The organism is Pseudomonas sp. FSL R10-1339 (assembly GCF_009600545.1).
In the GTDB taxonomy this organism is placed as follows: Bacteria; Pseudomonadota; Gammaproteobacteria; order Pseudomonadales; family Pseudomonadaceae; genus Aquipseudomonas; species Aquipseudomonas bubulae.
On record NZ_WIVQ01000015.1, the window covers coordinates 40,442 to 62,563 of the forward strand.

At 59.1% G+C, this 22,122-nt stretch carries 23 protein-coding genes, 1 pseudogene and 1 riboswitch; of the genes and pseudogenes, 20 read left to right on the forward strand and 4 right to left on the reverse strand.

The window, feature by feature from the left end; all coding sequences use genetic code 11:
• The first annotated feature begins 26 nt into the window (after positions 1-26).
• The 4 genes from GHO03_RS07380 to GHO03_RS07395 all read left to right on the forward strand — a co-directional run bounded on the left by GHO03_RS07380 (position 27) and on the right by GHO03_RS07395 (position 3,566).
• Positions 27-1,100, forward strand: coding sequence for an AI-2E family transporter (locus GHO03_RS07380; protein WP_153399497.1), 1,074 nt, complete (start codon positions 27-29; stop codon positions 1,098-1,100).
• Positions 1,101-1,324: 224 nt separating this feature from the next.
• Entirely contained in the window at positions 1,325-2,029 is a 705-nt protein-coding gene (hda, locus tag GHO03_RS07385; RefSeq protein ID WP_016779862.1) for a DnaA regulatory inactivator Hda, read from the forward strand.
• Between the two features lie 225 nt (positions 2,030-2,254).
• The gene (locus tag GHO03_RS07390) at positions 2,255-2,881 is read left to right on the forward strand and encodes a C40 family peptidase (protein ID WP_095003080.1); all 627 of its coding nucleotides are present in this window, start codon (positions 2,255-2,257) and stop codon (positions 2,879-2,881) included.
• Between the two features lie 145 nt (positions 2,882-3,026).
• Positions 3,027-3,566, forward strand: a complete 540-nt coding sequence (locus GHO03_RS07395) for a C40 family peptidase (RefSeq protein WP_095019425.1) — start codon at positions 3,027-3,029, stop codon at positions 3,564-3,566.
• Between the two features lie 66 nt (positions 3,567-3,632).
• Here the strand turns inward: GHO03_RS07395 and GHO03_RS07400 are convergent, their stop codons facing one another.
• Positions 3,633-4,940 carry a sorbosone dehydrogenase family protein gene (locus GHO03_RS07400; protein ID WP_095003082.1) on the reverse strand — a complete coding sequence of 436 codons (1,308 nt, stop codon included), beginning with the start codon at positions 4,938-4,940 and terminating at the stop codon, positions 3,633-3,635.
• Between the two features lie 122 nt (positions 4,941-5,062).
• Positions 5,063-5,308: riboswitch (cobalamin riboswitch) on the forward strand.
• A gap of 77 nt (positions 5,309-5,385) precedes the next feature.
• Here GHO03_RS07400 and cobO point away from each other — a divergent pair.
• From cobO to GHO03_RS07465, 14 genes are all read left to right on the forward strand, one after another.
• Positions 5,386-5,997, forward strand: coding sequence for a cob(I)yrinic acid a,c-diamide adenosyltransferase (cobO, locus tag GHO03_RS07405; RefSeq protein WP_153399500.1), 612 nt, complete (start codon positions 5,386-5,388; stop codon positions 5,995-5,997).
• 10 nt (positions 5,998-6,007) lie between these two features.
• Positions 6,008-7,321 carry a cobyrinate a,c-diamide synthase gene (locus GHO03_RS07410; RefSeq protein ID WP_153380348.1) on the forward strand — a complete coding sequence of 438 codons (1,314 nt, stop codon included), beginning with the start codon at positions 6,008-6,010 and terminating at the stop codon, positions 7,319-7,321.
• Entirely contained in the window at positions 7,318-7,968 is a 651-nt protein-coding gene (bluB, locus tag GHO03_RS07415) for a 5,6-dimethylbenzimidazole synthase (protein ID WP_095003085.1), read from the forward strand. Before GHO03_RS07410 ends, bluB begins: the two co-directional genes overlap by 4 nt.
• Positions 7,965-8,873, forward strand: a complete 909-nt coding sequence (gene cbiB / locus GHO03_RS07420) for an adenosylcobinamide-phosphate synthase CbiB (protein ID WP_095019427.1) — start codon at positions 7,965-7,967, stop codon at positions 8,871-8,873. The genes bluB and cbiB overlap by 4 nt, the downstream gene beginning before the upstream one ends.
• Positions 8,866-9,858, forward strand: coding sequence for a threonine-phosphate decarboxylase CobD (gene cobD, locus GHO03_RS07425; RefSeq protein WP_095003087.1), 993 nt, complete (start codon positions 8,866-8,868; stop codon positions 9,856-9,858). The genes cbiB and cobD overlap by 8 nt, the downstream gene beginning before the upstream one ends.
• Entirely contained in the window at positions 9,855-11,306 is a 1,452-nt protein-coding gene (locus GHO03_RS07430; RefSeq protein ID WP_153399503.1) for a cobyric acid synthase, read from the forward strand. The genes cobD and GHO03_RS07430 overlap by 4 nt, the downstream gene beginning before the upstream one ends.
• A 94-nt stretch (positions 11,307-11,400) precedes the next feature.
• Positions 11,401-11,922, forward strand: coding sequence for a bifunctional adenosylcobinamide kinase/adenosylcobinamide-phosphate guanylyltransferase (gene cobU / locus GHO03_RS07435; protein WP_095003089.1), 522 nt, complete (start codon positions 11,401-11,403; stop codon positions 11,920-11,922).
• A complete protein-coding gene (cobT, locus tag GHO03_RS07440; RefSeq protein WP_133144863.1) occupies positions 11,919-12,974 on the forward strand; it encodes a nicotinate-nucleotide--dimethylbenzimidazole phosphoribosyltransferase in 1,056 nt (351 codons plus the stop codon). Before cobU ends, cobT begins: the two co-directional genes overlap by 4 nt.
• Entirely contained in the window at positions 12,971-13,549 is a 579-nt protein-coding gene (gene cobC / locus GHO03_RS07445) for an alpha-ribazole phosphatase family protein (protein ID WP_133144864.1), read from the forward strand. The genes cobT and cobC overlap by 4 nt, the downstream gene beginning before the upstream one ends.
• A complete protein-coding gene (locus tag GHO03_RS07450) occupies positions 13,549-14,280 on the forward strand; it encodes an adenosylcobinamide-GDP ribazoletransferase (RefSeq protein WP_095027046.1) in 732 nt (243 codons plus the stop codon). The genes cobC and GHO03_RS07450 overlap by 1 nt, the downstream gene beginning before the upstream one ends.
• Before the next feature lie 88 nt (positions 14,281-14,368).
• Entirely contained in the window at positions 14,369-14,782 is a 414-nt protein-coding gene (locus tag GHO03_RS07455; RefSeq protein WP_095003093.1) for a MarR family winged helix-turn-helix transcriptional regulator, read from the forward strand.
• A gap of 52 nt (positions 14,783-14,834) precedes the next feature.
• On the forward strand, positions 14,835-16,043 hold the full coding sequence (locus tag GHO03_RS07460; protein ID WP_095003094.1) for an MFS transporter: 1,209 nt from the start codon (positions 14,835-14,837) through the stop codon (positions 16,041-16,043).
• Positions 16,040-16,162 carry a hypothetical protein gene (locus GHO03_RS25505; protein WP_254925250.1) on the forward strand — a complete coding sequence of 41 codons (123 nt, stop codon included), beginning with the start codon at positions 16,040-16,042 and terminating at the stop codon, positions 16,160-16,162. Before GHO03_RS07460 ends, GHO03_RS25505 begins: the two co-directional genes overlap by 4 nt.
• Positions 16,163-16,216: 54 nt before the next feature.
• A complete protein-coding gene (locus tag GHO03_RS07465; RefSeq protein WP_165446506.1) occupies positions 16,217-16,768 on the forward strand; it encodes a glutathione peroxidase in 552 nt (183 codons plus the stop codon).
• Between the two features lie 86 nt (positions 16,769-16,854).
• On the opposite strand, the gene GHO03_RS07470 is transcribed toward GHO03_RS07465, so the two are convergent.
• The 3 genes and pseudogenes from GHO03_RS07470 to GHO03_RS07480 all read right to left on the reverse strand — a co-directional run bounded on the left by GHO03_RS07470 (position 16,855) and on the right by GHO03_RS07480 (position 19,273).
• Positions 16,855-18,156, reverse strand: a complete 1,302-nt coding sequence (locus GHO03_RS07470; RefSeq protein WP_095003096.1) for an OmpP1/FadL family transporter — start codon at positions 18,154-18,156, stop codon at positions 16,855-16,857.
• A 146-nt stretch (positions 18,157-18,302) separates the two neighbouring features.
• Positions 18,303-18,782: pseudogene (locus tag GHO03_RS07475) on the reverse strand (hypothetical protein).
• 266 nt (positions 18,783-19,048) lie between these two features.
• Positions 19,049-19,273 (reverse strand): hypothetical protein, encoded by a 225-nt coding sequence (locus GHO03_RS07480; RefSeq protein ID WP_019407963.1) that lies wholly within the window; start codon positions 19,271-19,273, stop codon positions 19,049-19,051.
• A 972-nt stretch (positions 19,274-20,245) separates the two neighbouring features.
• On the opposite strand from GHO03_RS07480, the gene GHO03_RS07485 reads away from it, so the two are divergent.
• Together GHO03_RS07485 and rmuC are read left to right on the forward strand one after the other, a co-directional pair.
• Positions 20,246-20,569 (forward strand): hypothetical protein, encoded by a 324-nt coding sequence (locus tag GHO03_RS07485; protein ID WP_095003098.1) that lies wholly within the window; start codon positions 20,246-20,248, stop codon positions 20,567-20,569.
• Between the two features lie 172 nt (positions 20,570-20,741).
• Positions 20,742-22,106 (forward strand): DNA recombination protein RmuC, encoded by a 1,365-nt coding sequence (gene rmuC, locus GHO03_RS07490; protein ID WP_165446514.1) that lies wholly within the window; start codon positions 20,742-20,744, stop codon positions 22,104-22,106.
• Positions 22,107-22,122 lie beyond the last annotated feature (16 nt).

A 22,122-nucleotide genomic window follows, 5' to 3' on the forward strand; every position in this document is an offset into this window, starting at 1 on the left:
TTCTTTATATAAGGATGGGGTGGCTCATGGCTGATTCGCGACGGTGGGTGTGGTGGGGCGTGGCGTTGGGATTCGCCCTGTTCGCGTATTTCCTGCATCCGATACTCACGCCTTTTCTGGTCGCCATCGTCCTGGCCTATATGTTCGACCCTGTGGTCGATCGACTGGAAAGGTTCGGACTTTCAAGAACCTGGGGTGTGGTTGCGGTCTTTACCGTGTTCACTGTCATTTTGATGACATTGCTGCTGGTACTGGTGCCGCTGCTGGCCAAGCAACTGTTGAGGCTCTATCAGTTGGCACCGCAGATCCTCGACTGGCTGCAGCACACGGCAATGCCGTGGGTGCAAGCCAAGTTCGGCTTGAGTGACAGTTTCTGGAAGTTCGACAAGATCAAGGCGGCGATCACCGAGCATATGGGGCAGGCCACTGACATTGTCGGAATCGTCCTGTCCAAGGCCACGGCTTCCAGTCTGGCGCTGATCGGCTTTTTGGCCAATCTGGTGTTGATTCCGGTGGTGGCGTTCTACCTGTTGCGTGATTGGAACATCATGATGGCAAAGATTCGCGGTCTGTTGCCGCGGGCTCGGGCAGATCAGATCGTGTCACTGGCCAAAGAGTGCCACGACGTGCTCGGCGCGTTTGTGCGCGGTCAGTTGCTGGTGATGCTGGCGCTGGGGGTGATCTACTCGGCGGGCCTGATGCTGGTCGGCCTCGAGCTGGGGTTGTTGATCGGCTTGATGGCGGGTATAGCGGCCATCGTGCCGTATATGGGCTTTATTGTCGGCATCGGTGCGGCGTTGGTTGCCGGGTTATTCCAGTTTGGCGGGGATCTGTACCCGATGCTCGGCATCGTGGCGGTGTTTATGATCGGCCAAGCCCTGGAGGGCACCGTGCTTACCCCGCTGCTGGTGGGTGACAAAATCGGTATGCACCCGGTGGCGGTGATCTTTGCGATTCTGGCTGGCGGTGAGCTGTTCGGTTTTACCGGTGTATTGCTGGCCTTGCCGGTAGCGGCCGTGATCATGGTGCTGGTGCGCCATGTGCAGGATTTGTATAAGGATTCCCAGGTCTATAAAGGCAGTGAGGATCCGCAGTTGTAGAGGGTGGGTTGTGAAGCGGCGGGGTTGTCGCGAGGCGGCCCGGCCTTCTTTGTGCGTTCGAGGCGGCTCGCAGGCGCCAGAAAAAGCCCAATCAATCCAAGACCTTAACGCAAACCTTTGATTTTGCTCGTGGTCTGTTACATTGTGTGCCCGGCGACACGGGTATAAACTTTTCAAACCTTACACAGAGGCCACTAACGGTTCGCTTGAACTGTTCAGTCAGCATGAAACCGATTCAGCTGCCCCTAGGTGTGCGTCTGCGTGATGACGCTACCTTCATAAACTATTATCCAGGCGCCAATGCCGCTGCACTCGGCTATGTCGAACGTCTGTGCGAAGCCGACGCCGGCTGGACAGAAAGCCTGATTTACCTGTGGGGCAAACATGGCGTAGGGCGTACGCACCTGCTGCAGGCCGCTTGCCTGCGCTTTGAGCAGATGGGCGAACCGGCGGTTTACCTGCCGCTGGCCGAGTTGCTGGATCGCGGCATAGAAATCCTCGATAACCTTGAGCAGTACGAGCTGGTTTGCCTGGATGACCTGCAGGCGGTGGCCGGGCGTGCTGATTGGGAAGAGGCGCTGTTCCATCTGTTCAACCGGCTGCGTGACAGCGGCCGGCGCCTGTTGATTGCAGCCTCCACCTCGCCTCGAGAATTGCCGATCAAACTGGCAGACCTCAAGTCCCGCCTGACCATGGCGCTGGTTTTCCAGATGCGCCCCCTGTCCGATGAGGACAAGCTGCGGGCTTTGCAGTTGCGTGCTTCACGCCGTGGCCTGCACCTGACTGACGAAGTCGGGCATTTCATTCTCACGCGCGGTACCCGCAGCATGAGTGCCTTGTTTGATTTGCTCGAGCGGCTCGATCAAGCGTCCTTGCAGGCGCAGCGCAAGCTGACCATTCCCTTCCTGAAAGAAACCCTTGGCTGGTAGCTCAGCCCTTCAAAAATAAGGGTTGTAGCCGGTTTTGACAGTTTCCAGGCGCCAAAAATCCTGCGCGGCCAAAGGGCTGTGGGCGCAAAATCTGTCGTCAGGGGTGTAAAGCCTTAGATGTCACGACAAAACCATCAAGTCACATTTAGATCGATTGAATTTGCAAATGAGGATCATAGAAGGCATAGTCGCGGCTACTTTTTCTAATAAGCCACGGTCGTGCCCATGCTAAAGCGCTTCGCACCCCTCGTGCCCCTCGCACTCGTTACCCTGTTGTTTGGTTGTGCTGCTCACACGCCAGTGTCGCAGCAAGTCGTCCAGGCTCAGGTTCAAAAGTCATCTTCGGTCTCGCAAACTTCCGCTCTTTATCAGGAAGAACTGGCAACCGAAAAAGAACTGGCTGAGTTTTCTGCCAACAGCAAGCCTTATGAATTGCCAGCTCTGGCTGACAGCATTCTAGAGCGCGGTATGTCCTTGATCGGTACCCGTTACCGTTTTGGTGGCACCTCCGAGGCAGGCTTCGATTGCAGCGGCTTTATCGGTTATCTGTTCAAGGAAGAGGCGGGCATGCAATTGCCGCGCTCAACCCGCGAAATGATCAACGTAAAAGCACCGCTGGTCGCACGGAATAATTTGAAACCGGGTGATTTGCTGTTCTTCAGCACCAATGGTCGTGGCCGTGTGAGCCATGCCGGGATTTACCTGGGTGATGACCAGTTTATTCACTCCAGCAGCCGCCGCAGCGGTGGTGTGCGGATTGATAACCTGGGTGACAGCTACTGGAGCAAGACCTTTATTGAGGCCAAACGCGCCCTGGCGATGGCCCCTGCGAGCGTCGTAGCCCGCAAGTAAAGTTAATGTGTTACTTGAAGTTCTGCAGCTAAGAGCTAGAATTAAGTCGCAATGTTAAATTTCTGAAGCCGCGAAGGTGCCCCCTCTCGCGGCTTTGGGGTTCGCGGCCTGAGTTGCCGTATCCAGAATCAGGAACATTCTGTTTATGTCGATCATGGCCCGCGTTGCTCTCCTCACTTTAGCAGCACTGCTCAGTGCCTGCGCCAGCCGCACCCCGCCAGCCCCCGTGGCACAAAAGCCGGTTGTGTTTATCACTCATCCCGAAGAAACCTCGCCGGTTGCCGCAGATGTGCTTTTTCGCGCCCTTGGTCTGGTAGGTACGCCTTATCGCTGGGGCGGCAATACCCCGGATTCGGGGTTTGATTGCAGTGGCCTGATCAAGTACGTGTACAACGACGCCGCGGGTATTTCGTTGCCGCGCACTACGCGCGAGATGATCGTGATGCGTGCGCAGAGCATCGGCCAGGACAAGCTGCAAACCGGTGACCTGCTGTTCTTTGCAACCAATGGTGGCTCCCAGGTCAGTCACGCCGGGATCTACGTAGGCGAAGGGCGCTTTGTCCATGCGCCGGCCACGGGCGGTACGGTTAAGCTGGACAGCCTGAACAAGGCCTACTGGCAGAGGGCTTATCTGAATGCCAAGCGCGTGTTGCCGACCGAGCAGCATTTGGCACGTTTGCCCTAAAGCCCCTCACCCCAACCCTCTCCCTCCGGGGAGGGCTAGGGTGAGGGCGGCTCTTGATTAGAAAGCCTATTTTCCCGACACCCGCCAAACCTTGTTGCCTACATCATCAGCCACCAACAAGTCCCCTTGCTTGTCGATCACCACGCCCACTGGCCGGCCCATGGCTTTTTCGTCGGCGTTAAGAAAGCCGGTCAGCACATCGATCGGCATGCCCTCCGGTTTGCCGCCGGCAAAAGGCACGAAAATCACTTTGTAACCACTGTGGGGTTTGCGGTTCCAGGAGCCGTGCTGGCCGATAAAGGCACCCTGGGTAAAGCCGGGTAAATGGCTGCCTTCGGCAAACGTCAGCCCCAAAGACGCCGTGTGTGGCCCAACGGCGTAATCCGGGGCAATGGCCTTGGCCACCAGTTCAGGGTTTTGCGGGTTGACCCGCACATCCACATGCTGGCCGTAGTAGCTGTAGGGCCAGCCATAGAAGCCGCCATCCTGGACTGATGTGATGTAGTCGGGCACCAGGTCACTGCCGATTTCGTCACGCTCATTAACTGCTGTCCAGAGCTTGCCGGAGGTGGGCTCCCAGTCCATGCCATTAGGGTTGCGCAGGCCCGACGCAAAAATGCGGTGGCTGCCGGTGGCCGGGTCGACTTCCCAGATCGCGGCGCGACCTTGCTCCTTGTCCATGCCATTTTCGCCCACATTGCTGTTGGATCCGACGGTCACATATAACTTGGTGCCGTCCTTGCTGGCGATCACGTTTTTGGTCCAATGGTGGTTCAGAGGCCCGCCGGGTAAGTCCACCACCTTGACCGGTTTGGCGCTGATGCTGTTTTCACCGGCTTGATAGGGGAAGCGCAACAGCTTGTCGGCATCTGCCACATACAGATCGTTACCCACCAGCGTCATGCCAAAGGGAGAGTTCAGGTTCTCAATAAACACGGTGCGGGTTTCGGCGACGCCATCGTGGTCCGCGTCGCGCAGCAGGGTAATCCGGTTTGCACTTGGCACTCCGGCCCCGGCGCGGGACATGACCTTGTCTGCGATCCAGCCCTTGATGCCCTTGCTGTCATCCGGCTTGGGCGGCGAATTGGATTCGGCCACCAGCACGTCGCCGTTGGGCAGTACATAGAGCCAGCGCGGGTGGTCGAGGTTCTGGGCGAAAGCGGCGACGTGCAAGCCGTGGGCAGCCACTGGGGTGGCATTATCGGGCCAGCCGATGGCGGGGGCGATATTGACCGTCGGAATCAGGGTTTTATTGGGTTCGGGAAGCTTGGGTGATGGGCCGGTTCCCTCACTGACTTGCAGGGTCGAGCTTTCGCCGCAAGCGACCAATCCTGCGGCAAGAACAATAACAACGGCGTGCTGGCGCTTGAGCATGTGGTTCTCCATAAGATCTTGTCTGGTAGTAGAGAAGCGTAGCTGTTTAAAGGTTCAGCCCGGGCGCCGGATAAAGCCTTTAGGCGCCGGCTTTAATTGACGCTCCACCCCCAACCCTCTAACCTTCGCGGCTTGTTTCAGGTGCTCTGTGGCCACGGGTCGACAGAGTGAAACAGGGAAGCCGGTGAGGGAGTGTTGGACCTACACAACCGCCACGATCCCGGCGCTGCCCCCGCAACGGTAAACGAGTCAAAGCCACGCTCAGTGCCACTGTGTTTTTTGCACGGGAAGGCGCGTGGACAAGGGTGCACCCTACAGGTGCCGCCCGCTTGTGAGCCCGGAGACCGGCCTGATCCATCCACCACTCTCGCGGCGGGCGATGCAGTGTGTTTTTTCAATTTCCCCCGCCTCCCGTTTGCATCATCGAACCCAACGGAGAGTTGCCATGAATGAATCCCCCGAGCGCGACGAACGCCATCAGGCGCGCATGCTGCGCAAAAAAGCGGTTATGGACGAGCGCATTGCCAGCTCGCCCAATGAATGCGGACTGCTGCTGGTATTGACCGGCAATGGCAAAGGCAAAAGCAGTTCTGCGTTTGGCATGCTGGCCCGGGCCATGGGCCACGGCATGCAGTGCGGCGTGGTGCAGTTCATCAAGGGGCGCAACAGCACCGGTGAGGAGATTTTCTTCCGCCGTTTTCCCGAGCAGGTGCGCTACCACGTGATGGGTGAAGGCTTTACCTGGGAAACCCAGGACCGCCAGCGCGATATCGCCGCCGCCGAAGCCGCGTGGGAAGTGTCCCGCGAGATGCTGCGCGATCCGTCCATTGGGTTGGTGGTGCTCGATGAGCTGAATATCGCGCTCAAGCACGGCTACCTCGATCTGGAACAGGTGCTCGCCGACCTGCAAGCCCGTCCGGCCATGCAGCATGTGCTGGTCACCGGCCGTGGCGCCAAACCTGAACTGATTGATCTGGCTGATACCGTGACTGAGATGGCGGTGGTCAAACACGCTTTCCAGGCCGGGATCAAAGCCCAGAAAGGCATCGAATTGTGAGTGTTGAAGTATGAGAGCGTCACGTCATTGCCCGGCGGTGCTGATCGCCGCGCCGGCTTCCGGTCAGGGCAAGACCACGGTTACAGCGGCTTTGGCCCGGTTGCATCGCAATCAGGGGCGCAAGGTGCGGGTATTCAAGTGCGGCCCGGATTTTCTCGACCCCATGATCCTGGAGCGCGCCAGCGGTGCGCCGGTGTATCAGGTGGATTTGTGGATGGTGGGCGCCGAGGAAAGCCGTCGCCTGCTGTGGGAAGCCGCCGGTGAGGCGGACCTGATTTTGATTGAAGGTGTGATGGGGCTGTTTGACGGCACGCCTTCCAGCGCCGATCTGGCACGGCATTTTGGCGTGCCGGTGTTGGGGGTGATTGATGGCACTGCCATGGCCCAAACCTTTGGTGCGCTGGCCCTTGGTTTGGCGCGCTATCAGCCGGATCTGCCGTTTGCCGGGGTGCTGGCCAATCGAGTTGGCACCGTACGCCATGCACAGTTGCTCGAAGGCAGCCTGACCGAAGGCTTGCGCTGGTACGGCGCGCTGTCCCGCGAAACCGGCATCGAACTGCCAAGCCGTCATCTGGGACTGGTGCAGGCCAGCGAGCTGAATGATCTGGATGCGCGCCTGGATGCGGCGGCCAATGCCCTGGCCAGCACCTGTGAGGTAGCGCTGCCACCGCCGGTTGAATTCGCTGCGCCTGAGCCGGTGGCCGTCGAGCCGCTGCTGGCAGGTGTGCGAATTGCCGTGGCCCGCGACGAAGCCTTTGCCTTCACTTATGGCGCCAACCTCGCGTTATTACGTGATATGGGCGCCGAACTGCTGTTTTTCTCACCGATCCGTGACAGTCAGCTGCCTGAAGCAGACAGCCTGTATTTGCCCGGTGGTTACCCTGAACTGCATCACCTTGAGCTGTCGCGCAACGTGCCGATGCTCATGGCGATTCGCGCACACCACAGGGCCGGTAAACCGCTGCTGGCCGAGTGCGGTGGCATGCTTTACCTGCTCGATGCCCTGACCGATGTCGAGGGCCAGCGCGCCGAACTGGTTGGCTTGCTGGCAGGGGAGGCGACGATGCAAAAGCGCCTGGCTGCCCTGGCGCTGCAAGCTGTGGACATGCCTGAAGGGCTGTTGCGCGGCCACACCTACCACCACTCGCTGACCAGTACCGAACTTGAGCCTGTTGCTCGCGGCCTGAGCCCCAATGGCGGGCGCGGCGCCGAAGCGGTGTATCGCGAAGGGCGAATGACCGCTTCTTATGTACACTTTTACTTCCCGTCCAATCCTCAGGCCATTGCCGCGTTGTTTGCGCCATGTGCCGTGAAGGTGCCATGAGCGATAACGCATTCAGCCCTCAAGAACGCGCCGCCGTGTACCGCGCCATCGCCGAGCGTCGTGATATGCGCCACTTCAGTGGTGGCACTGTGGCACCCGAGTTGTTGTCGCGTTTGCTGGAAGCGGCGCATCAAGCCCCGAGCGTGGGCTTGATGCAGCCGTGGCGGTTTATCCGCATCACTGACCGCGAGCTGCGCGGCAAGATCCAGGGTCTGGTGGAAGAAGAGCGGGTACGCACCGCGGATGCCCTGGGCCAGCGCTCCGATGAATTCATGACGCTCAAGGTCGAAGGTATCAACGATTGCGCCGAGGTGCTGGTGGCTGCGTTGATGGATGACCGCGAAAAGCACATTTTTGGTCGCCGTACGCTGCCGGAAATGGACATGGCGTCCTTGTCCTGTGCCATTCAAAACCTGTGGCTGGCGGCCCGGGTCGAAGGGCTGGGCATGGGCTGGGTGTCATTGTTCGAACCGCAGGCACTGGCTGATCTGCTGGGGTTGCCTGCCGGGGCCAAGCCGCTCGCTGTACTGTGCCTGGGCCCGGTCGAGGCGTTTTATCCGGCGCCGATGCTGGTCCTGGAAGGGTGGGCGCAAGCGCGTCCGCTCAGTGAACTGGTGTACGAGAATTATTGGGGAGTGAGTCCATGAGTGTGGCGTTGCTGTGCGTTGCCGGGGTGGCGCTGGATGCGTTGCTCGGCGAGCCCAAACGCTGGCATCCGCTGGTTGCCTTTGGCCGTATGGCCGAGCGTATTGAGCAGCGTTTCAATTCCGGCGGCCGTGGCTGGCGCAGTCATGGTGTCACGGCCTGGGTACTGGCAGTGCTGCCGCTGACGATCCTGGCCACGGCCCTGTCCTGGCTGCCTTATATTGGCTGGCTGGTGGACATTGCGGCGCTGTATTGCGCACTGGGCATGCGCAGCCTCGGTGAGCACGTACAACCAGTAGCCGAGGCATTGCGCGCCAATAACCTGGATGAGGCGCGCACGCGGGTGGGTTATCTGGTCAGCCGTCAGACCAGTGAGCTGGATTCTACCGAAGTGGCCCGTGCCGCCACCGAGTCGGTGCTGGAAAACGGCAGCGATGCGGTATTTGCCGCGATTTTCTGGTTTGTGGTCGCGGGTGCGCCAGGGGTGGTGCTCTATCGTTTGAGTAATACCCTGGATGCCATGTGGGGCTATCGCAACGAACGCTTTGAGCGTTTTGGCTGGGCTGCGGCGCGGATCGACGATGTTCTTAACTATATTCCTGCAAGGTTGGTTGCGTTGACCTATGCCGCTTTGGGTAAAACCCGACTGGCCCTGAAGAGCTGGCGCAAGCAGGCACCGCTGTGGGACAGCCCCAATGCCGGCCCGGTCATGGCTGCTGGTGCCGGAGCGCTGGGTGTTGAGTTGGGTGGCCCGGCGATTTATCACGGCGAACTGCATGAGCGCCCGCAATTGGGCGAAGGTGCACCGGCAGACGCCGAGTCGATCGGCCGTGGCTGGCAACTGGTGCAGCGTGGCGTATGGCTGTGGCTGCTGATCCTGTGTGTCTGGAGTGAATTCTATGCTTGAGCACGGTGGGCGTTTGCGCAAGGCGGCGTTGCACTACGGCATTGCCGAGGCGGACTGGCTGGACCTGTCCACCGGCCTGGCGCCCTGGCCCTTTGCAATCCCCCAGGTGCCCGAACGCGCCTGGGCGCGCTTGCCTGAGGCCGATGACGGCCTTGAGCAAGCGGCCTGCGCCTATTACGGCGCGCCGCATGTGCTGGCGGTACCGGGTTCACAGTGTGCCATTCAGTTGCTGCCGCGTTTGCGCCGTAGCGGCAAGGTTGGCGTGCTGTCGCCGTGTTACGCCGAGCATGCCCATGCGTGGCGGCGCAGCGGGCATATCGTGCGGGAAATCATGGAGCAGGAAATCGACTTCTACATCGACACACTGGATGTGCTGGTGGTGGTCAACCCCAACAATCCCACGGGCTTGAGTCTGACCCCGGAACGCCTGCTGGAGTGGCATGCGCGGCTGATGCAGCGCGGCGGCTGGCTGGTGGTGGACGAAGCCTTTATGGACAACACGCCGCAACTGAGCCTGGCCGCGCATACCCAGCGTACCGGGTTGATCGTATTGCGCTCTTTCGGCAAGTTTTTTGGCCTGGCGGGCGTTCGGCTGGGTTTTGTGCTGGCTGAACTCAAGTTACTCAAGTTGCTGGCCGAGCAAGTCGGTCCCTGGGCGGTCAGCGGCCCGACGCGGATTGTCGGCCAGGCCTGCCTGCTCGACTCCGAGGCCCAAGCTCGTCAGCGCGAACGCAGCGAACTGGCCAGCGGGCGTCTGGAACGTCTGTTGGGCTTGCATGATCTGCCGCCGCAAGGGGGCTGTGCGCTGTTCCAGTGGTTGATCACCTCCCATGCCGATAGCCTTTACGAGTTTATGGCGCACCGCGGCATTTTGCTGCGCCTGTTTACCCACAACAGCAGCGTGCGTTTTGGCCTGCCAGCCGAAGAAGCTGACTGGCTGCGCCTGGAGCAGGCTCTGGCGGCGTACACCAAGGAATCCTTATGAGCACGTTGATGGTGCAGGGCACCACGTCCGATGCCGGTAAAAGCACCCTGGTGACGGCCCTGTGCCGCTGGCTGTCCCGTCAGGGCGTGGCGGTGGTGCCGTTCAAACCACAAAATATGGCGCTCAACAGTGCCGTGACTGCCGAAGGCGGTGAAATCGGTCGCGCCCAGGCAGTACAGGCACAGGCAGCCGGGCTGGCACCGCACACGGACATGAACCCGGTGCTGCTCAAGCCCAATAGCGACACCGGAGCCCAGGTAATCATTCATGGTCGTGCTGTCACCAACATGAATGCCGTGGCGTATCACGATTACAAGGCCATCGCCATGCAGGCCGTTCTGGCCTCGCACCAGCGTTTGAGTGCGGCGTACCCGGTGGTGATGGTAGAAGGCGCCGGTTCGCCGGCCGAGATCAATCTACGGGCCGGTGATATCGCCAACATGGGCTTTGCCGAGGCGGTGGACTGCCCGGTGGTGCTGATCGCCGATATCAATCGTGGTGGCGTGTTTGCTCATCTGGTCGGTACTCTGGAATTGCTCTCGGACACCGAGCAGGCGCGGGTCAAGGGCTTTATCATCAACCGCTTTCGCGGCGATATTGCGCTGCTCCAGCCCGGCCTCGACTGGCTGGAGCAGCGCACCGGCAAACCGGTGATCGGTGTGCTGCCCTATGTGATGGACTTGCACCTCGAGGCCGAAGACGGCATCGACCAGCGCCAGACCGACAAGGCCGACCAGGTGCTCAAGGTGGTGGTGCCGGTGCTGCCGCGCATCAGCAACCACACCGACTTCGACCCGCTGCGCCTGCACCCGCAAGTGGACTTGCAGTTTGTCGGGCCGGGGCAGCCTATCCCGCCTGCCGACCTGATCATCCTGCCCGGTTCCAAAAGCGTGCGCAGTGATCTGGCCTATTTACGCGCCAATGGCTGGGACACGGTCATCAGCCGTCACTTGCGCTATGGCGGCAAGCTGCTGGGGATTTGCGGCGGTTTGCAGATGCTTGGTGAGCAGGTGCACGACCCGCTGGGCCTTGAAGGCACTGCGGGCAGCAGTGCCGGGCTGGGCTTGCTGGCATTCAGTACCGAACTGGCTGCCGAAAAACAGTTACGCAATGTGCGCGGGCACCTGGCCCTGGAAAACGCCGAGGTCATGGGTTACGAAATCCACGCGGGCGTGACGACGGGGGCTGCTCTGGAGCAACCGGCAGTGCATCTGGATGACGGACGCCGTGAGGGTGCACAAAGCGCGGACGGGCAGATTCTCGGTACTTACCTGCATGGCCTGTTCGAATCCCCTGCCGCTTGCAGCGCGTTGTTGCGCTGGGCCGGTTTGCAGGATGTGCAGGCCGTGGACTACCACGCCCTGCGCGAGCGGGATATCGAGCGGCTGGCGGATCTGGTGGAAAACCACCTGGATACGGCGTACTTGCGCGAACTGTGCGGAATTTGAATCGTGTGGGAGCGAGCCTGCTCGCGAACAATGCCACTTCGCGAGCAGGCTCTCTGCCGCAGTGGACTTGCCGCATTTCCAGAGGTTAATTGACATGCTGCAACTGATTTTGGGTGGCGCCCGTTCGGGCAAGAGCCGTCTGGCTGAAAAGCTCGCGGCCGAGTCTGGCTGTGCTGTTACCTATATCGCCACCAGCCAGCCGCTGGACGGCGAGATGAATGAGCGCGTGCGCCATCATCGCGAACGCCGCCCTGAACATTGGGCGCTGATTGAAGAACCGGTCGAATTGGCCCGCGTACTGCGCGACAACGCGCGCGCCGATGCTTGCCTGCTGGTTGATTGCCTGACGCTATGGCTGACCAACCTGCTGATGCTTGAAGACCTTCAGCGCCTGAACGCCGAGCGTGATGCGCTGCTGGAATGCCTGGCTGAGCTGCCGGGCGAAATCCTGTTTGTCAGCAACGAAACCGGAATGGGTGTCGTACCGCTGGGCGAATTGACTCGCCGCTATGTCGATGAAGCCGGTTGGTTGCATCAAGCCCTGGCCGAGCGCTGTCAGCGAGTCGTGTTGACAGTGGCTGGCCTGCCCCTGACGTTGAAAGGAACTGCACTATGAGCACCCCCTGGTGGCTGAAGCCCTGCAAACCCGTTGATCGTGACATGCAAGCTGCTGCGGGCGAGCATCAGCAACAACTGACCAAACCCGCGGGCTCGCTAGGTCAACTTGAGGCGCTGGCAGTGCAACTGGCCGGGTTGCAAGGGCGGCTCAAGCCCCGTGTCGATCAACTTTGGATCGGCATTTTCGCCGGCGATCACGGCGTGGTTGCCGAGGGTGTCTCGGCTTATCCGCAGGCGGTGACCGGGCAAATGCTGCATAACTTTGTCAGCGGCGGCGCGGCGATCAGCGTGTTGGCCCGTCAGTTGGGTGCGCAACTGGATGTCGTGGACCTGGGTACGGTCACGCCGATGCTGGAGCTGGCCGGGGTGCGGCACCTGCAGTTGGGTGCGGGTACGGCCAATTTCGTCCAGGCCCCGGCGATGTCTGACAGCCAAGGTTTGAGAGCCCTGCAGGCCGGGCGCGACAGCGTGCTGCGGGCGCAGGCGGCAGGCAGTGAAGTGTTTATTGGCGGTGAAATGGGCATCGGTAACACGGCGTCCGCGAGTGCGGTGGCCAGTGCGTTGCTCGCTTGTCCGGCTTCACTGTTGACCGGGCCGGGTACTGGCCTGGATGCGGCGGGAGTGAGCCACAAGGCACGGGTGATTGAGCGGGCGCTGGCGTTTCACGAGGGGCATCTCGATGATCCGCTGCAGACCCTGTTTCGTCTGGGTGGCTTTGAAATTGCAGCCCTGGTCGGTGCTTATGTGGCCTGCGCTCAGGAGGGGATTGTAGCGGTGGTCGATGGCTTTATCTGCACCGTTGCGGCCATGGTCACCGTGCGCCTGAATCCACAGTGTCGTGAGTGGCTGGTGTTCAGCCATCGCGGGGCAGAGCAGGGCCATCGTCATGTGCTCGAGAGCCTGCAGGCCGAGCCACTGCTTGATCTGGGATTGCGCCTGGGCGAGGGCAGTGGTGCTGCGCTGGCGGTGCCGTTGATGCGTCTGGCCTGCGACCTGCACGGGCAGATGGCGACGTTTGCCCAAGCCGCAGTGGCAGATCGCCCGGCATGACCGTACAGCTGGATTTGCTGCGTCATGGCGAAACCGAGCTGGGAGGCGGTTTGCGCGGCAGCCTGGACGACGCCTTGACGGCTCTGGGCTGGACGCAAATGCGTGATGCGGTCCAGGGCAAAGGGCCGTGGGATCGTATCGTCAGCTCGCCGTTGCAGCGTTGTGCATTGTTTGCCCGGGAGTTGAGCGTGCAGCTCGATATTCCCGTGTCTTTCGACAAAGATCTGCAAGAGCTGCATTTTGGTGCGTGGGAAGGGCGCAGTGCTGCGGCGCTGATGGAAACCGACGAGCAGGCCCTGGGCTTGTTCTGGGCTGACCCCTATGCTTTTACTCCGCCCGAGGGTGAGCCAGTGCTGGCGTTTTCGGCGCGCGTGCTGTCTGCCGTCAACCGTTTGCAGCAGCAGTTCGCCGGTGAGCGGCTGCTCGTGGTGTGCCATGGCGGGGTGATGAAACTGTTGCTGGGCCGGGCCCGTGGCTTGCCCCGTGAGCATCTGTTGCAAGTGCCTGTGGGCCACGGCGCGCTCATTGGTTTGCGGGTCGGTGCGGATGATCAGTTGCTCGAGGTCGGCGAGTGATGTTGCCGTTCTGGATTGCCCTGCAGTTTTTAAGCAGCTTGCCGATTCGCTTGCCCGGGATGCCCCAGCCTCAAGAACTGGGGCGCTCTTTGTTGTTTTACCCACTGGTGGGATTGTTGTTCGGCCTGCTGCTGTACGGCGTTAGCGGGCTGCTGTCCGATGCGCCGTTGATGTTGCACGCCGCCTTGTTGCTGACCCTTTGGGTGTTGCTCAGTGGCGGTTTGCACCTGGACGGCCTGGCTGATAGTGCAGATGCCTGGTTAGGCGGTTTTGGTGATCGTGAGCGTACGCTGACCATCATGAAAGACCCGCGCAGCGGGCCGATTGCGGTGGTTGTGTTGATTCTGGTGCTGTTGCTCAAGTTTTGCGCGCTGCTGGCGTTGCTTGAGCACGGCAACGGTACTGCCTTGCTGATTGTCCCTTTGATCGGGCGCAGTGCTTTGCTGGCAGTATTCCTGACTACGCCCTATGTGCGCGCGGGTGGATTGGGGCAGGCGCTGGCTGATCATCTGCCACGCAAGGCAGGCTGGTGGGTGCTGGGGCTTAGTGCCCTGGTTTGTGTACTGTTGGCCGGTTATTCTGGGTGGTTGGCGCTTGGCCTGGCAGCGCTGGGGTTCGTTTGGTTGCGCAGGGTGATGATCCGTCGTTTGGGCGGCACTACCGGTGATACCGCCGGGGCGCTGCTGGAACTGCTCGAAGTGCTGGTGCTGGTAGGATTGGCGCTGATCTGATGGTGAACGTGCCCGCTCCCACAAAAAACCGGGCGGGTGGCGTTACATAAATCTTGATTGTCTTTTATTGCGGGTATATACATACAAAATGTTACCAACCCAGTGTTTATGTACCAATCTGCGACGTGCTGCACGTGGCGTGAGCAGGCACTACGACGGCGCTCTCGATGGCTTCGGGATCAACGTCGCCCAGTATTCCTTGCTGTGCAATCTCAAGCGGCTCGATCAACCGAGCATTTCCACCCTGGCAGAAGCCATGGGGCTGGATCGCAGTACCTTGGGGCGTAATGTGCGGGTGCTTGAGGGCGCCGGGTTGCTGAAGATGACTGAGGGCGCAGACCAGCGTAACCGGCTGGTGTGCCTGACTCGGGCAGGTGAGGACTGCCTTGCGGCTGCCTTGCCGGCCTGGGAGGCCGCCCAGCAGCGCTTGATGGACCGTTTGGGCGAAACCAGGCGTGCGCAGCTGTTGCAACTGTTGGATGAGCTGGCGGGTAAAGACTGATACTCAGTCGTTTGACTTTAAATGGGTATATACCCGCTTCCGGAGAATAATAATGACAACGGTGTGGCGCAACAGCGCTTGGGTTCTTCTTGGCAGTGCGCTCATTCTGGCATTGTCGTTGGGTGTCAGGCATGGCTTCGGGTTGTTTCTGCCGCCCATGAGCGCGCAGTTTGGCTGGGGGCGTGAGGTGTTTGCATTTGCCATCGCCCTGCAAAATCTGATCTGGGGCTTGGCACAGCCCTTTACCGGGGCGTTGGCTGATCGCTTTGGCGCGGCGAAAGTGGTGATCGTTGGCGGCGTGCTGTATGCCGTAGGGCTGTTGCTGATGGGGTTGGCGGATTCACCGCTGTCGCTGTCGTTGAGTGCGGGGTTGCTGATCGGTATCGGCCTGTCGGGCACATCGTTCTCGGTAATTCTGGGGGTGGTTGGCCGTGCCCTGCCTGCAGAAAAACGCAGCATGGGCATGGGCATCGCCAGTGCCGCAGGGTCTTTCGGTCAATTTGCCATGTTACCCGGCACCCTGGGCCTTATTGGCTGGCTCGGCTGGTCGACGGCGCTTTTGGTGTTGGGCGTACTGGTAGCGATGATTGTGCCATTAGTGGGCATGCTCAAGGATCGTCCGCTGCCAAGCCTGGGCGGTGAGCAAACCCTCAGGGAGGCCCTGCGTGAGGCCTGCTCGCATTCGGGCTTCTGGCTGCTGGCGTTGGGTTTTTTTGTTTGCGGCTTTCAGGTGGTGTTTATCGGTGTCCACCTGCCAGCCTATCTGGTGGATCAGCATTTGCCGGCGACAGTTGGCACCACGGTGCTGGCGCTGATCGGTCTGTTTAATATCTTCGGTACTTACACGGCTGGCTGGCTCGGCGGGCGCATGTCCAAGCCGCGCTTGCTGACGGCCTTGTACCTGGCGCGGGCGGTAGTGATCGTATTGTTTTTGTGGGCGCCGATCACACAACTCAGCGCTTACCTGTTTGGCATGGCCATGGGCTTTTTGTGGTTGTCGACGGTACCGCTGACCAATGGCACGGTGGCGACCCTGTTTGGCGTGCGTAACCTGTCGATGCTGGGCGGGATCGTATTTCTCTTCCATCAGCTGGGGGCTTTTCTGGGCGGCTGGCTGGGTGGCGTGGTCTATGATCAGACCGGCAGCTATGATCTGATCTGGCAAGTCTCGATTTTGTTGAGCCTGTTGGCGGCTGCCTTGAACTGGCCCGTGCGCGAGCGCCCGGTGGCCCGTTTGCAGGCGCAAGGGAGTTTAGGATGAGTGCAAGCTGGATCTGGTTGGGTGCAGTCAGTGCCGGTGCCTTGTTGCTGGCTCTTGTCTGGTGGGGCTGGCATCAGGGTGGGCTGGCCTTGATGCAGTTGGGTATGGGTGCTTGCTAGTGTAGCGGCGGATGAGTAAGTTCTGAGCTTGCCTCTTTCTCAAGGACACCGATGATGCTTAAGCGCTGGATTGCGATGCCTGTATTGCTGTTGGCCTGCGCCGGTTCGGTCTGGGCGGCGGATTGCCCGCCTTTACTGGAGGGCTCGTTGCCCAAGTTGCGGGCCAAGGAATCGATTGATCTGTGCCAGCGCTTTGCCGGTAAACCGCTGTTGATCGTCAATACCGCGAGTTTTTGCGGATTTGCTCCGCAGTTCAAGGGGCTTGAGGCGTTGAACCAGCGCTACAAGGGCCAGGGGCTGGAGCTGATCGGCGTGCCTTCAGACGACTTCAAGCAAGAGGCCAAGGATGGTGAGGAGACGGCCAAGGTCTGCTACGTCAACTATGGCGTGACGTTCACCATGATCGATCCGCAGCATGTGCGGGGGCCTGATGCCGCGCACCTGTTCAAGGTACTGGCCGAGCAGAGCAATGCGCCGAAGTGGAACTTCTACAAGTATGTGGTGGATCGCCAGGGCAATGTGATTGCCAGCTTCTCCAGTTTAACCAAGCCCGACAGTCCTGAATTGATCGAGGCCATCGACAAGGCCATTGCTTCAAGGCCCTGAATCGCAGCCATTAAAAATCCCCGCCTCGGCAACGAGAGCGGGGATTTTTTTGATTCAGCTGGCGAGGGGATTAGCCTCGCGGAGAATCAGAACTTGTAGGTTGCACCTACAGCAAAACCGTTTGCACTGTTTTCATATTTGGAGCTGTAGTAACTACCGATCTGAGGTTTGGCGTCATCAACCTTGACGGACTCTTCCTTGAGGTAGGAATAAGCCACGTCAATGTTCAGGTTGTCATTGACGGCATAACCGGCACCCAAGCTGAAAATTGTACGGTCGCCGGTAGGGATACGTGGCGAGCGATTTTCATTGTTGGTAGGCGACTGGTCCCAGGTCAGACCGGTACGCAGTACCCACTGCTTGTTCAACTGGTACGAAGTACCGATGGCGTATGCCCAGGTATCGTGCCAGTTCTGCTCTTCCTTGATGGTGCTGAACAGTGCGGGCGATGCGGCGCCGCCGGCAGCGGCGGTTACGCCTTCGTTCTCTACGGTGATGTCTTTCAAGCGGCTCCAGCGAGTCCAGGTAGTACCTGCATAAACCTTCCACGCGTCATTGATTTCTTGTGTAACCGACAGGTCCCAGGATTCAGGGGTGTCGATTTTCAGCGAGGCGTCATAACGGTTGCTTTTCAGGCGGGCAGCCGTGAACGGGTCGCTGCTGGCCGTGACGTTAGTGTGGCCTTCGAGCTTGTATTTAACCTTGGAGTGGTAAGTCAAACCAACGCGAGTGGTATCGGTAGCCTGTACCAATACACCAACGTTAAAGCCCAGAGCGGTATCGTCGCCCTTGATTTTTACATTGCTGTCGCCTGCCCCGGCCAGTGGGTTCGGGGTCAGTCTGACTTCGGACTCGAGTGTACCGGCGATGCGGTTAATGGTCGGGCCAAAGCCGATCGATACCTTGTCGTTGAATGCATAGCTGACGGTAGGTTGCAGGGTTACAACTTTTACTTCGCTTTTGCTGCCGAAGCCGCGGCCCTGGAAGCTGCTTTCGTAGTCGGTCACAAGGCCGAACGGAGCATAAACACCGAAGCCTACGGCCCACTCGTCATTGAGCTTGTTGGTGTAAAAGCCCATAGGGACGGCAGTAAATGGAACCATGTCGCCTTTATTGGTACCCGAGATGCTGCCACGGGCATCCTTGATATCGGTCGAAGCATCAATAACAGCGATACCGCCTGTTACTTGCTGGCCGCTGAGGCGGGACATACCGGCAGGGTTACCGAAAACGGTACTTGCATCGTCGGCAGAAGATGAACGACCTGCGAAACCGGTCCCCATACCGCTGACGCTTTGTTCGTTGAGTGCGAAGCCGCTAGCGAAAATCTGGCTGGAAGCCAAAGTGACGGCGAGGCCAAGTGTGGTCTTGAGCATTACTTTTTTCATTATTAGAACTCCTTATGATCACCGGACGAAAACTACCAACATTTTTGTGGTTGCGCTATAGGCTAAATCGAAGAAGATAGCGATGTTTTGTAGGACAATCCGACCGGTTTTAAATCATTTACACGTTGTTATAGTAGGTGGGAATCTCAAGCAATCTGGTTGAGAGGTGAGACGCAGCTGTGCCAGGCGTGGGCAAAATCGCGCAAACGTCCATGTGGTTCAAAGGCTTGGCGTCAGATCCTTGCCATGCCCAATAAATCGTCAGCCGCGGGGACAACGACTTTGTGTTGCTCTATCAACAGCCAGGCAATGGCGGTGGCGTAGCGCAAATTAACCGTGAGCTCGATATGAGGGCTGCACAAAAACGCATGCTGACTGGCCAGCCCGCGAACCAGGCTCGCCAGATCCGGGTCGTGGGCCAGGTATTGGTCCCACAGGTCCGCATGGCGTATCTCACGTATGCAATAAAGGCCGTGACCGTGGCGATCGTGCAGGGCCGAGCCCAGGTGCGACTGGCTGGCCGCAATACCTAGCAACAAAGCTTCTGCATCCGGGTTGTCTTGCCCCAGATACAGAAGCGTTGGCCGGATCACGTAATGGCTCAACTCTCTGGCAGCGATACCCATAAAGTCCTCGAGGCCTGAAAATGACCAGCGAGGCCCATGCGCTTGGCAGCAGTGGATCGGAAGGGGTCGCTGGAAGCGGATCATGCCGCTTGAGTTGAAGTGTAGTGTCAGATTCTCGCTGTAAAGTTATGTTTTTAAAACATTTAAAGCTTCGGTCAGCGGGCTATATATCCGCAAGTAATTAAACAATGCCGGATATTTCTTAAAGTGCAGGCAATAAAAAGCCCTGCTAATCAGGCAGGGCTTGATGTGTAGCGCTCAAGCTATCAGGCAATCAGGGCCTGACGGGTACGCTCGATCACAGCTTGCAGAGGTTCTGCGCTGGAATACTGGTCGGGGTACAGGCGTTCGCTGTGACGGGCAATACCGTGTTCGTTGACCAGGGTGAAACTGAAGCATCCTTTGCGAGCGGCCATAATCAGGCAGTTCATTGGGGCAAAGGCGTTGGTTAGGGTGCGAATGGCATCCTGAGTATGGATTTGAGTAGACATAGTTATTAGGTGTTCCTACAAATGACACGGAATCTGATCCGTGCTGCGTTAAAACGTTCCAGTGACGTCGAGCCATTCTTTGGCTGGACGAAGAACCTGACTGGAACAAAGCCGCCAGTTGGAGCGCATTAAGTATGTGGCGCTTGGGCTGGCAGGTAGGTACTTAGGAGGGCAGGCAGTCACAACAGGAGCTAAGGTTCCGTGCTCCGGGTGAAGATCCTGATCAATTTGCAGGTTGGTTCGGTCAGAGTAAAAGAACTTCGCGATACCCTGTGCGTTTGTGCAGAGGCCGTATCGTCGCAAGATTTACCTGGAAACCATCGAGGGGGTCGATCCCGTTTGTTCAGCTTACGTTCGCTTTTTGCGAGGTGCTGGAGGGATTTGTTCGGCCCGAATTGACTTTCAGCTTGGTACTAACGCTGCGGATACTAACGGGTTGAATTTTTAAACGCAAGTATGCTAGCAAAAATACTTTATGTGGCCATGCCGCAACCTCAGGTTGGCGTGTGGCGCTGACTAGTACATTTCAGCGGTTTCGCCAGTAGCGCGGTGTGTGTGTTCTGTCGGCAACAAGCCCCTTGAATGAAGCGCCGCAGCGGTGCGTCAGCGTGCAAGCCGTGCCCGGTAAAGGCCCGGTTTTTTGCTCTGAATGTGAGCTTGTGCACATTAACAGTGCTGGTGGCAAAATCAGCGCAGATACCCGTGTTTTGCTCTTGCTAGCCTGCCTTGTAAATTTAAGTCAATGAAAAACATCGTTTTTTTTAATTGGTGAAAAAATCGACAGTTTGACCTGAGGCCGCGCGGGGTGGGCGTTTGCGGGGGTTAAAGCAAGGTTGTCCACTGACTTATCCACAGGATCTGTGGATTGTCCAAAGCGCTTGCTCTAGATCAAGGGTATCGACTTTTTTGGGCTTTACCCGGACGAAAAAAGGAGTAGAGTGGCGCGCCTTCTGTTCTGCCCTACAGTGTCGTATGAAGTTCCGCACCGCTACTTCCTCTGTTGCTCGTCCCAATACATCCACTGAAGCACCCAAACGCTTTTCTTTGCGGGTCGCGATCTGGCTGCTGGATAACCCGCGCCTGAGCGCCAGCCCCAGCGTCAAACACGTTGCCGGTCATTTGCTCAAGCAACCTGCCCGCCAGGGCGTGGTGCTGGCGCAAAGCCGTTTGGGCCAGTTGATGTGCCGTGAATGCGGCAGCGCCCGCGATCAGCGCATTGGCCACGAACTGTTGCGTCAGGCCGCTCGCGCCGGTGATCGTCTGGCCCAGCAGGAATTGAACAAGACCCAAGACTGAGCTGTCTTCGGCGCGGCCTGTTGGTTAACCTTGTTCTTTTACCTCGTGCGGAGGGTTTATGGCCCTGGATCTAAGCAGTCTGTTGCTTGGCCTGGCAGCAGCGGGCGTGCCGTTGCTGGCGTTAATCTGGCAGTTGCAACGCAAACTCGGCAGCCATCCCGCTGAGCTGGCGTTGCTCAACGAGCGTTTGAATACGGCGCAGTTGGCCCAGGAAGGTCTGGGCGCCCAGCTGGATGCCTGTCGCGACGAGGTCAGTGACCTGGGTCAGGCCAATGCCGCCAAGCAGGCCGAGCTGGCAGCATTGAGCCGCGAAGTAGAGCTCTTGCAGGTGGAGCGCGACAATGGGCGCGACGCCGCCCATGCCTGGAACCTGGAGCGCAACCAGAAAGAAGTCGAACTGCGGCGCCTGGATGCCCATGCGTCTGGGCTGGCTGCAGAGTTGCGTGAACAGCAAGACAGCCATCAGCAACGACTGAACGACCTGCAGGGTTCCCGGGACGAGCTGCGGGCCCAGTTTGCCGAGCTGGCGGGCAAGATCTTTGATGAGCGCGAGCAGCGTTTCGCCGAAACCAGCAATGAGCGCCTCGGGCAGTTGCTCGATCCGCTTAAAGAACGCATTCAGTCGTTTGAAAAGCGCGTCGAAGAAAGCTATCAGCAGGAATCGCGGGAGCGCTTTTCCCTCGGCAAAGAACTGGAGCGCCTGCAACAGTTGAATTTGCGCCTGAGCGATGAGGCGACCAACCTGACTCGCGCCCTCAAAGGCCAGAAGACCCAGGGTAACTGGGGTGAGTTGATTCTGGAGCGGGTGCTGGAGCACGCGGGGCTTGAGAAGGGCCGCGAGTACCAGACTCAGGTCAGCCTCAAGGGGCCGGACGGAGAGCGTTTCCAGCCAGACGTGTTGATCATGTTGCCCGGTGACAAGCAGGTGGTGGTCGACTCCAAGGTCAGCCTGACGGCTTATCAGCAATATGTGGGGGCTGACGACGACGTGATCGGGCAGGCGGCGCTCAAGCAGCATGTGCTATCGCTGCGCAATCATGTGAAAGGGTTGGCCAGCAAGGACTACAAGCGTCTGGAGGGGTTGCACAGCCTGGATTTCGTGTTGTTGTTCGTGCCCATCGAAGCGGCTTTTTCGGCGGCGTTGCAGGCCGAGCCCAACTTGTTTCAGGAAGCATTTGACCGTCATATCGTGATCGTCAGCCCAACCACGCTGCTGGCCACCTTGCGGGTAATCGACAGCCTCTGGAAACAAGAGCGCCAAGGCCAGAACGCCCGCGAAATTGCCGAGCGTGCCGGTTGGCTGTACGACAAGTTTGTTTTGTTTATTCAGGATCTGGATGAAGTGGGCAATCGCCTGCAGCAGTTGGACAAGGCCTACAGCTCAGCTCGCAATAAGCTGACGGAAGGCCGCGGCAATCTGGTCAGCCGCAGCGAACAGCTCAAGCTGCTGGGGGCCCGGGCCAGCAAGAGCCTGCCAGCCGACCTGCTGGAGCGGGCCATGACCGACGAAGAGGGTGTCGCCCACCCGGCGGAATAAGCGGTGTGCATGGCTT

Bases quoted from the DNA above. Each gene is read 5' to 3' on its own strand.
- cobU (WP_095003089.1), top strand. From the start codon at position 11,401: ATGCTGCAACTGATTTTGGGTGGCGCCCGTTCGGGCAAGAGCCGTCTG.
- GHO03_RS07380 (WP_153399497.1), top strand. From the start codon at position 27: ATGGCTGATTCGCGACGGTGGGTGTGGTGGGGCGTGGCGTTGGGATTC.
- GHO03_RS07465 (WP_165446506.1), top strand. From the start codon at position 16,217: ATGCTTAAGCGCTGGATTGCGATGCCTGTATTGCTGTTGGCCTGCGCC.
- GHO03_RS07485 (WP_095003098.1), top strand. From the start codon at position 20,246: ATGAAGTTCCGCACCGCTACTTCCTCTGTTGCTCGTCCCAATACATCC.
- GHO03_RS07450 (WP_095027046.1), top strand. From the start codon at position 13,549: ATGTTGCCGTTCTGGATTGCCCTGCAGTTTTTAAGCAGCTTGCCGATT.
- cobC (WP_133144864.1), top strand. From the start codon at position 12,971: ATGACCGTACAGCTGGATTTGCTGCGTCATGGCGAAACCGAGCTGGGA.
- GHO03_RS07410 (WP_153380348.1), top strand. From the start codon at position 6,008: ATGAGAGCGTCACGTCATTGCCCGGCGGTGCTGATCGCCGCGCCGGCT.
- GHO03_RS07430 (WP_153399503.1), top strand. From the start codon at position 9,855: ATGAGCACGTTGATGGTGCAGGGCACCACGTCCGATGCCGGTAAAAGC.
- GHO03_RS07480 (WP_019407963.1), bottom strand. From the start codon at position 19,273: ATGTCTACTCAAATCCATACTCAGGATGCCATTCGCACCCTAACCAAC.
- GHO03_RS07395 (WP_095019425.1), top strand. From the start codon at position 3,027: ATGTCGATCATGGCCCGCGTTGCTCTCCTCACTTTAGCAGCACTGCTC.
- bluB (WP_095003085.1), top strand. From the start codon at position 7,318: ATGAGCGATAACGCATTCAGCCCTCAAGAACGCGCCGCCGTGTACCGC.
- cobD (WP_095003087.1), top strand. From the start codon at position 8,866: ATGCTTGAGCACGGTGGGCGTTTGCGCAAGGCGGCGTTGCACTACGGC.
- GHO03_RS07470 (WP_095003096.1), bottom strand. From the start codon at position 18,156: ATGAAAAAAGTAATGCTCAAGACCACACTTGGCCTCGCCGTCACTTTG.
- GHO03_RS07455 (WP_095003093.1), top strand. From the start codon at position 14,369: ATGTTACCAACCCAGTGTTTATGTACCAATCTGCGACGTGCTGCACGT.
- GHO03_RS07400 (WP_095003082.1), bottom strand. From the start codon at position 4,940: ATGCTCAAGCGCCAGCACGCCGTTGTTATTGTTCTTGCCGCAGGATTG.
- GHO03_RS25505 (WP_254925250.1), top strand. From the start codon at position 16,040: ATGAGTGCAAGCTGGATCTGGTTGGGTGCAGTCAGTGCCGGTGCCTTG.
- cobT (WP_133144863.1), top strand. From the start codon at position 11,919: ATGAGCACCCCCTGGTGGCTGAAGCCCTGCAAACCCGTTGATCGTGAC.
- GHO03_RS07390 (WP_095003080.1), top strand. From the start codon at position 2,255: ATGCTAAAGCGCTTCGCACCCCTCGTGCCCCTCGCACTCGTTACCCTG.
- GHO03_RS07460 (WP_095003094.1), top strand. From the start codon at position 14,835: ATGACAACGGTGTGGCGCAACAGCGCTTGGGTTCTTCTTGGCAGTGCG.
- cobO (WP_153399500.1), top strand. From the start codon at position 5,386: ATGAATGAATCCCCCGAGCGCGACGAACGCCATCAGGCGCGCATGCTG.
- hda (WP_016779862.1), top strand. From the start codon at position 1,325: ATGAAACCGATTCAGCTGCCCCTAGGTGTGCGTCTGCGTGATGACGCT.
- cbiB (WP_095019427.1), top strand. From the start codon at position 7,965: ATGAGTGTGGCGTTGCTGTGCGTTGCCGGGGTGGCGCTGGATGCGTTG.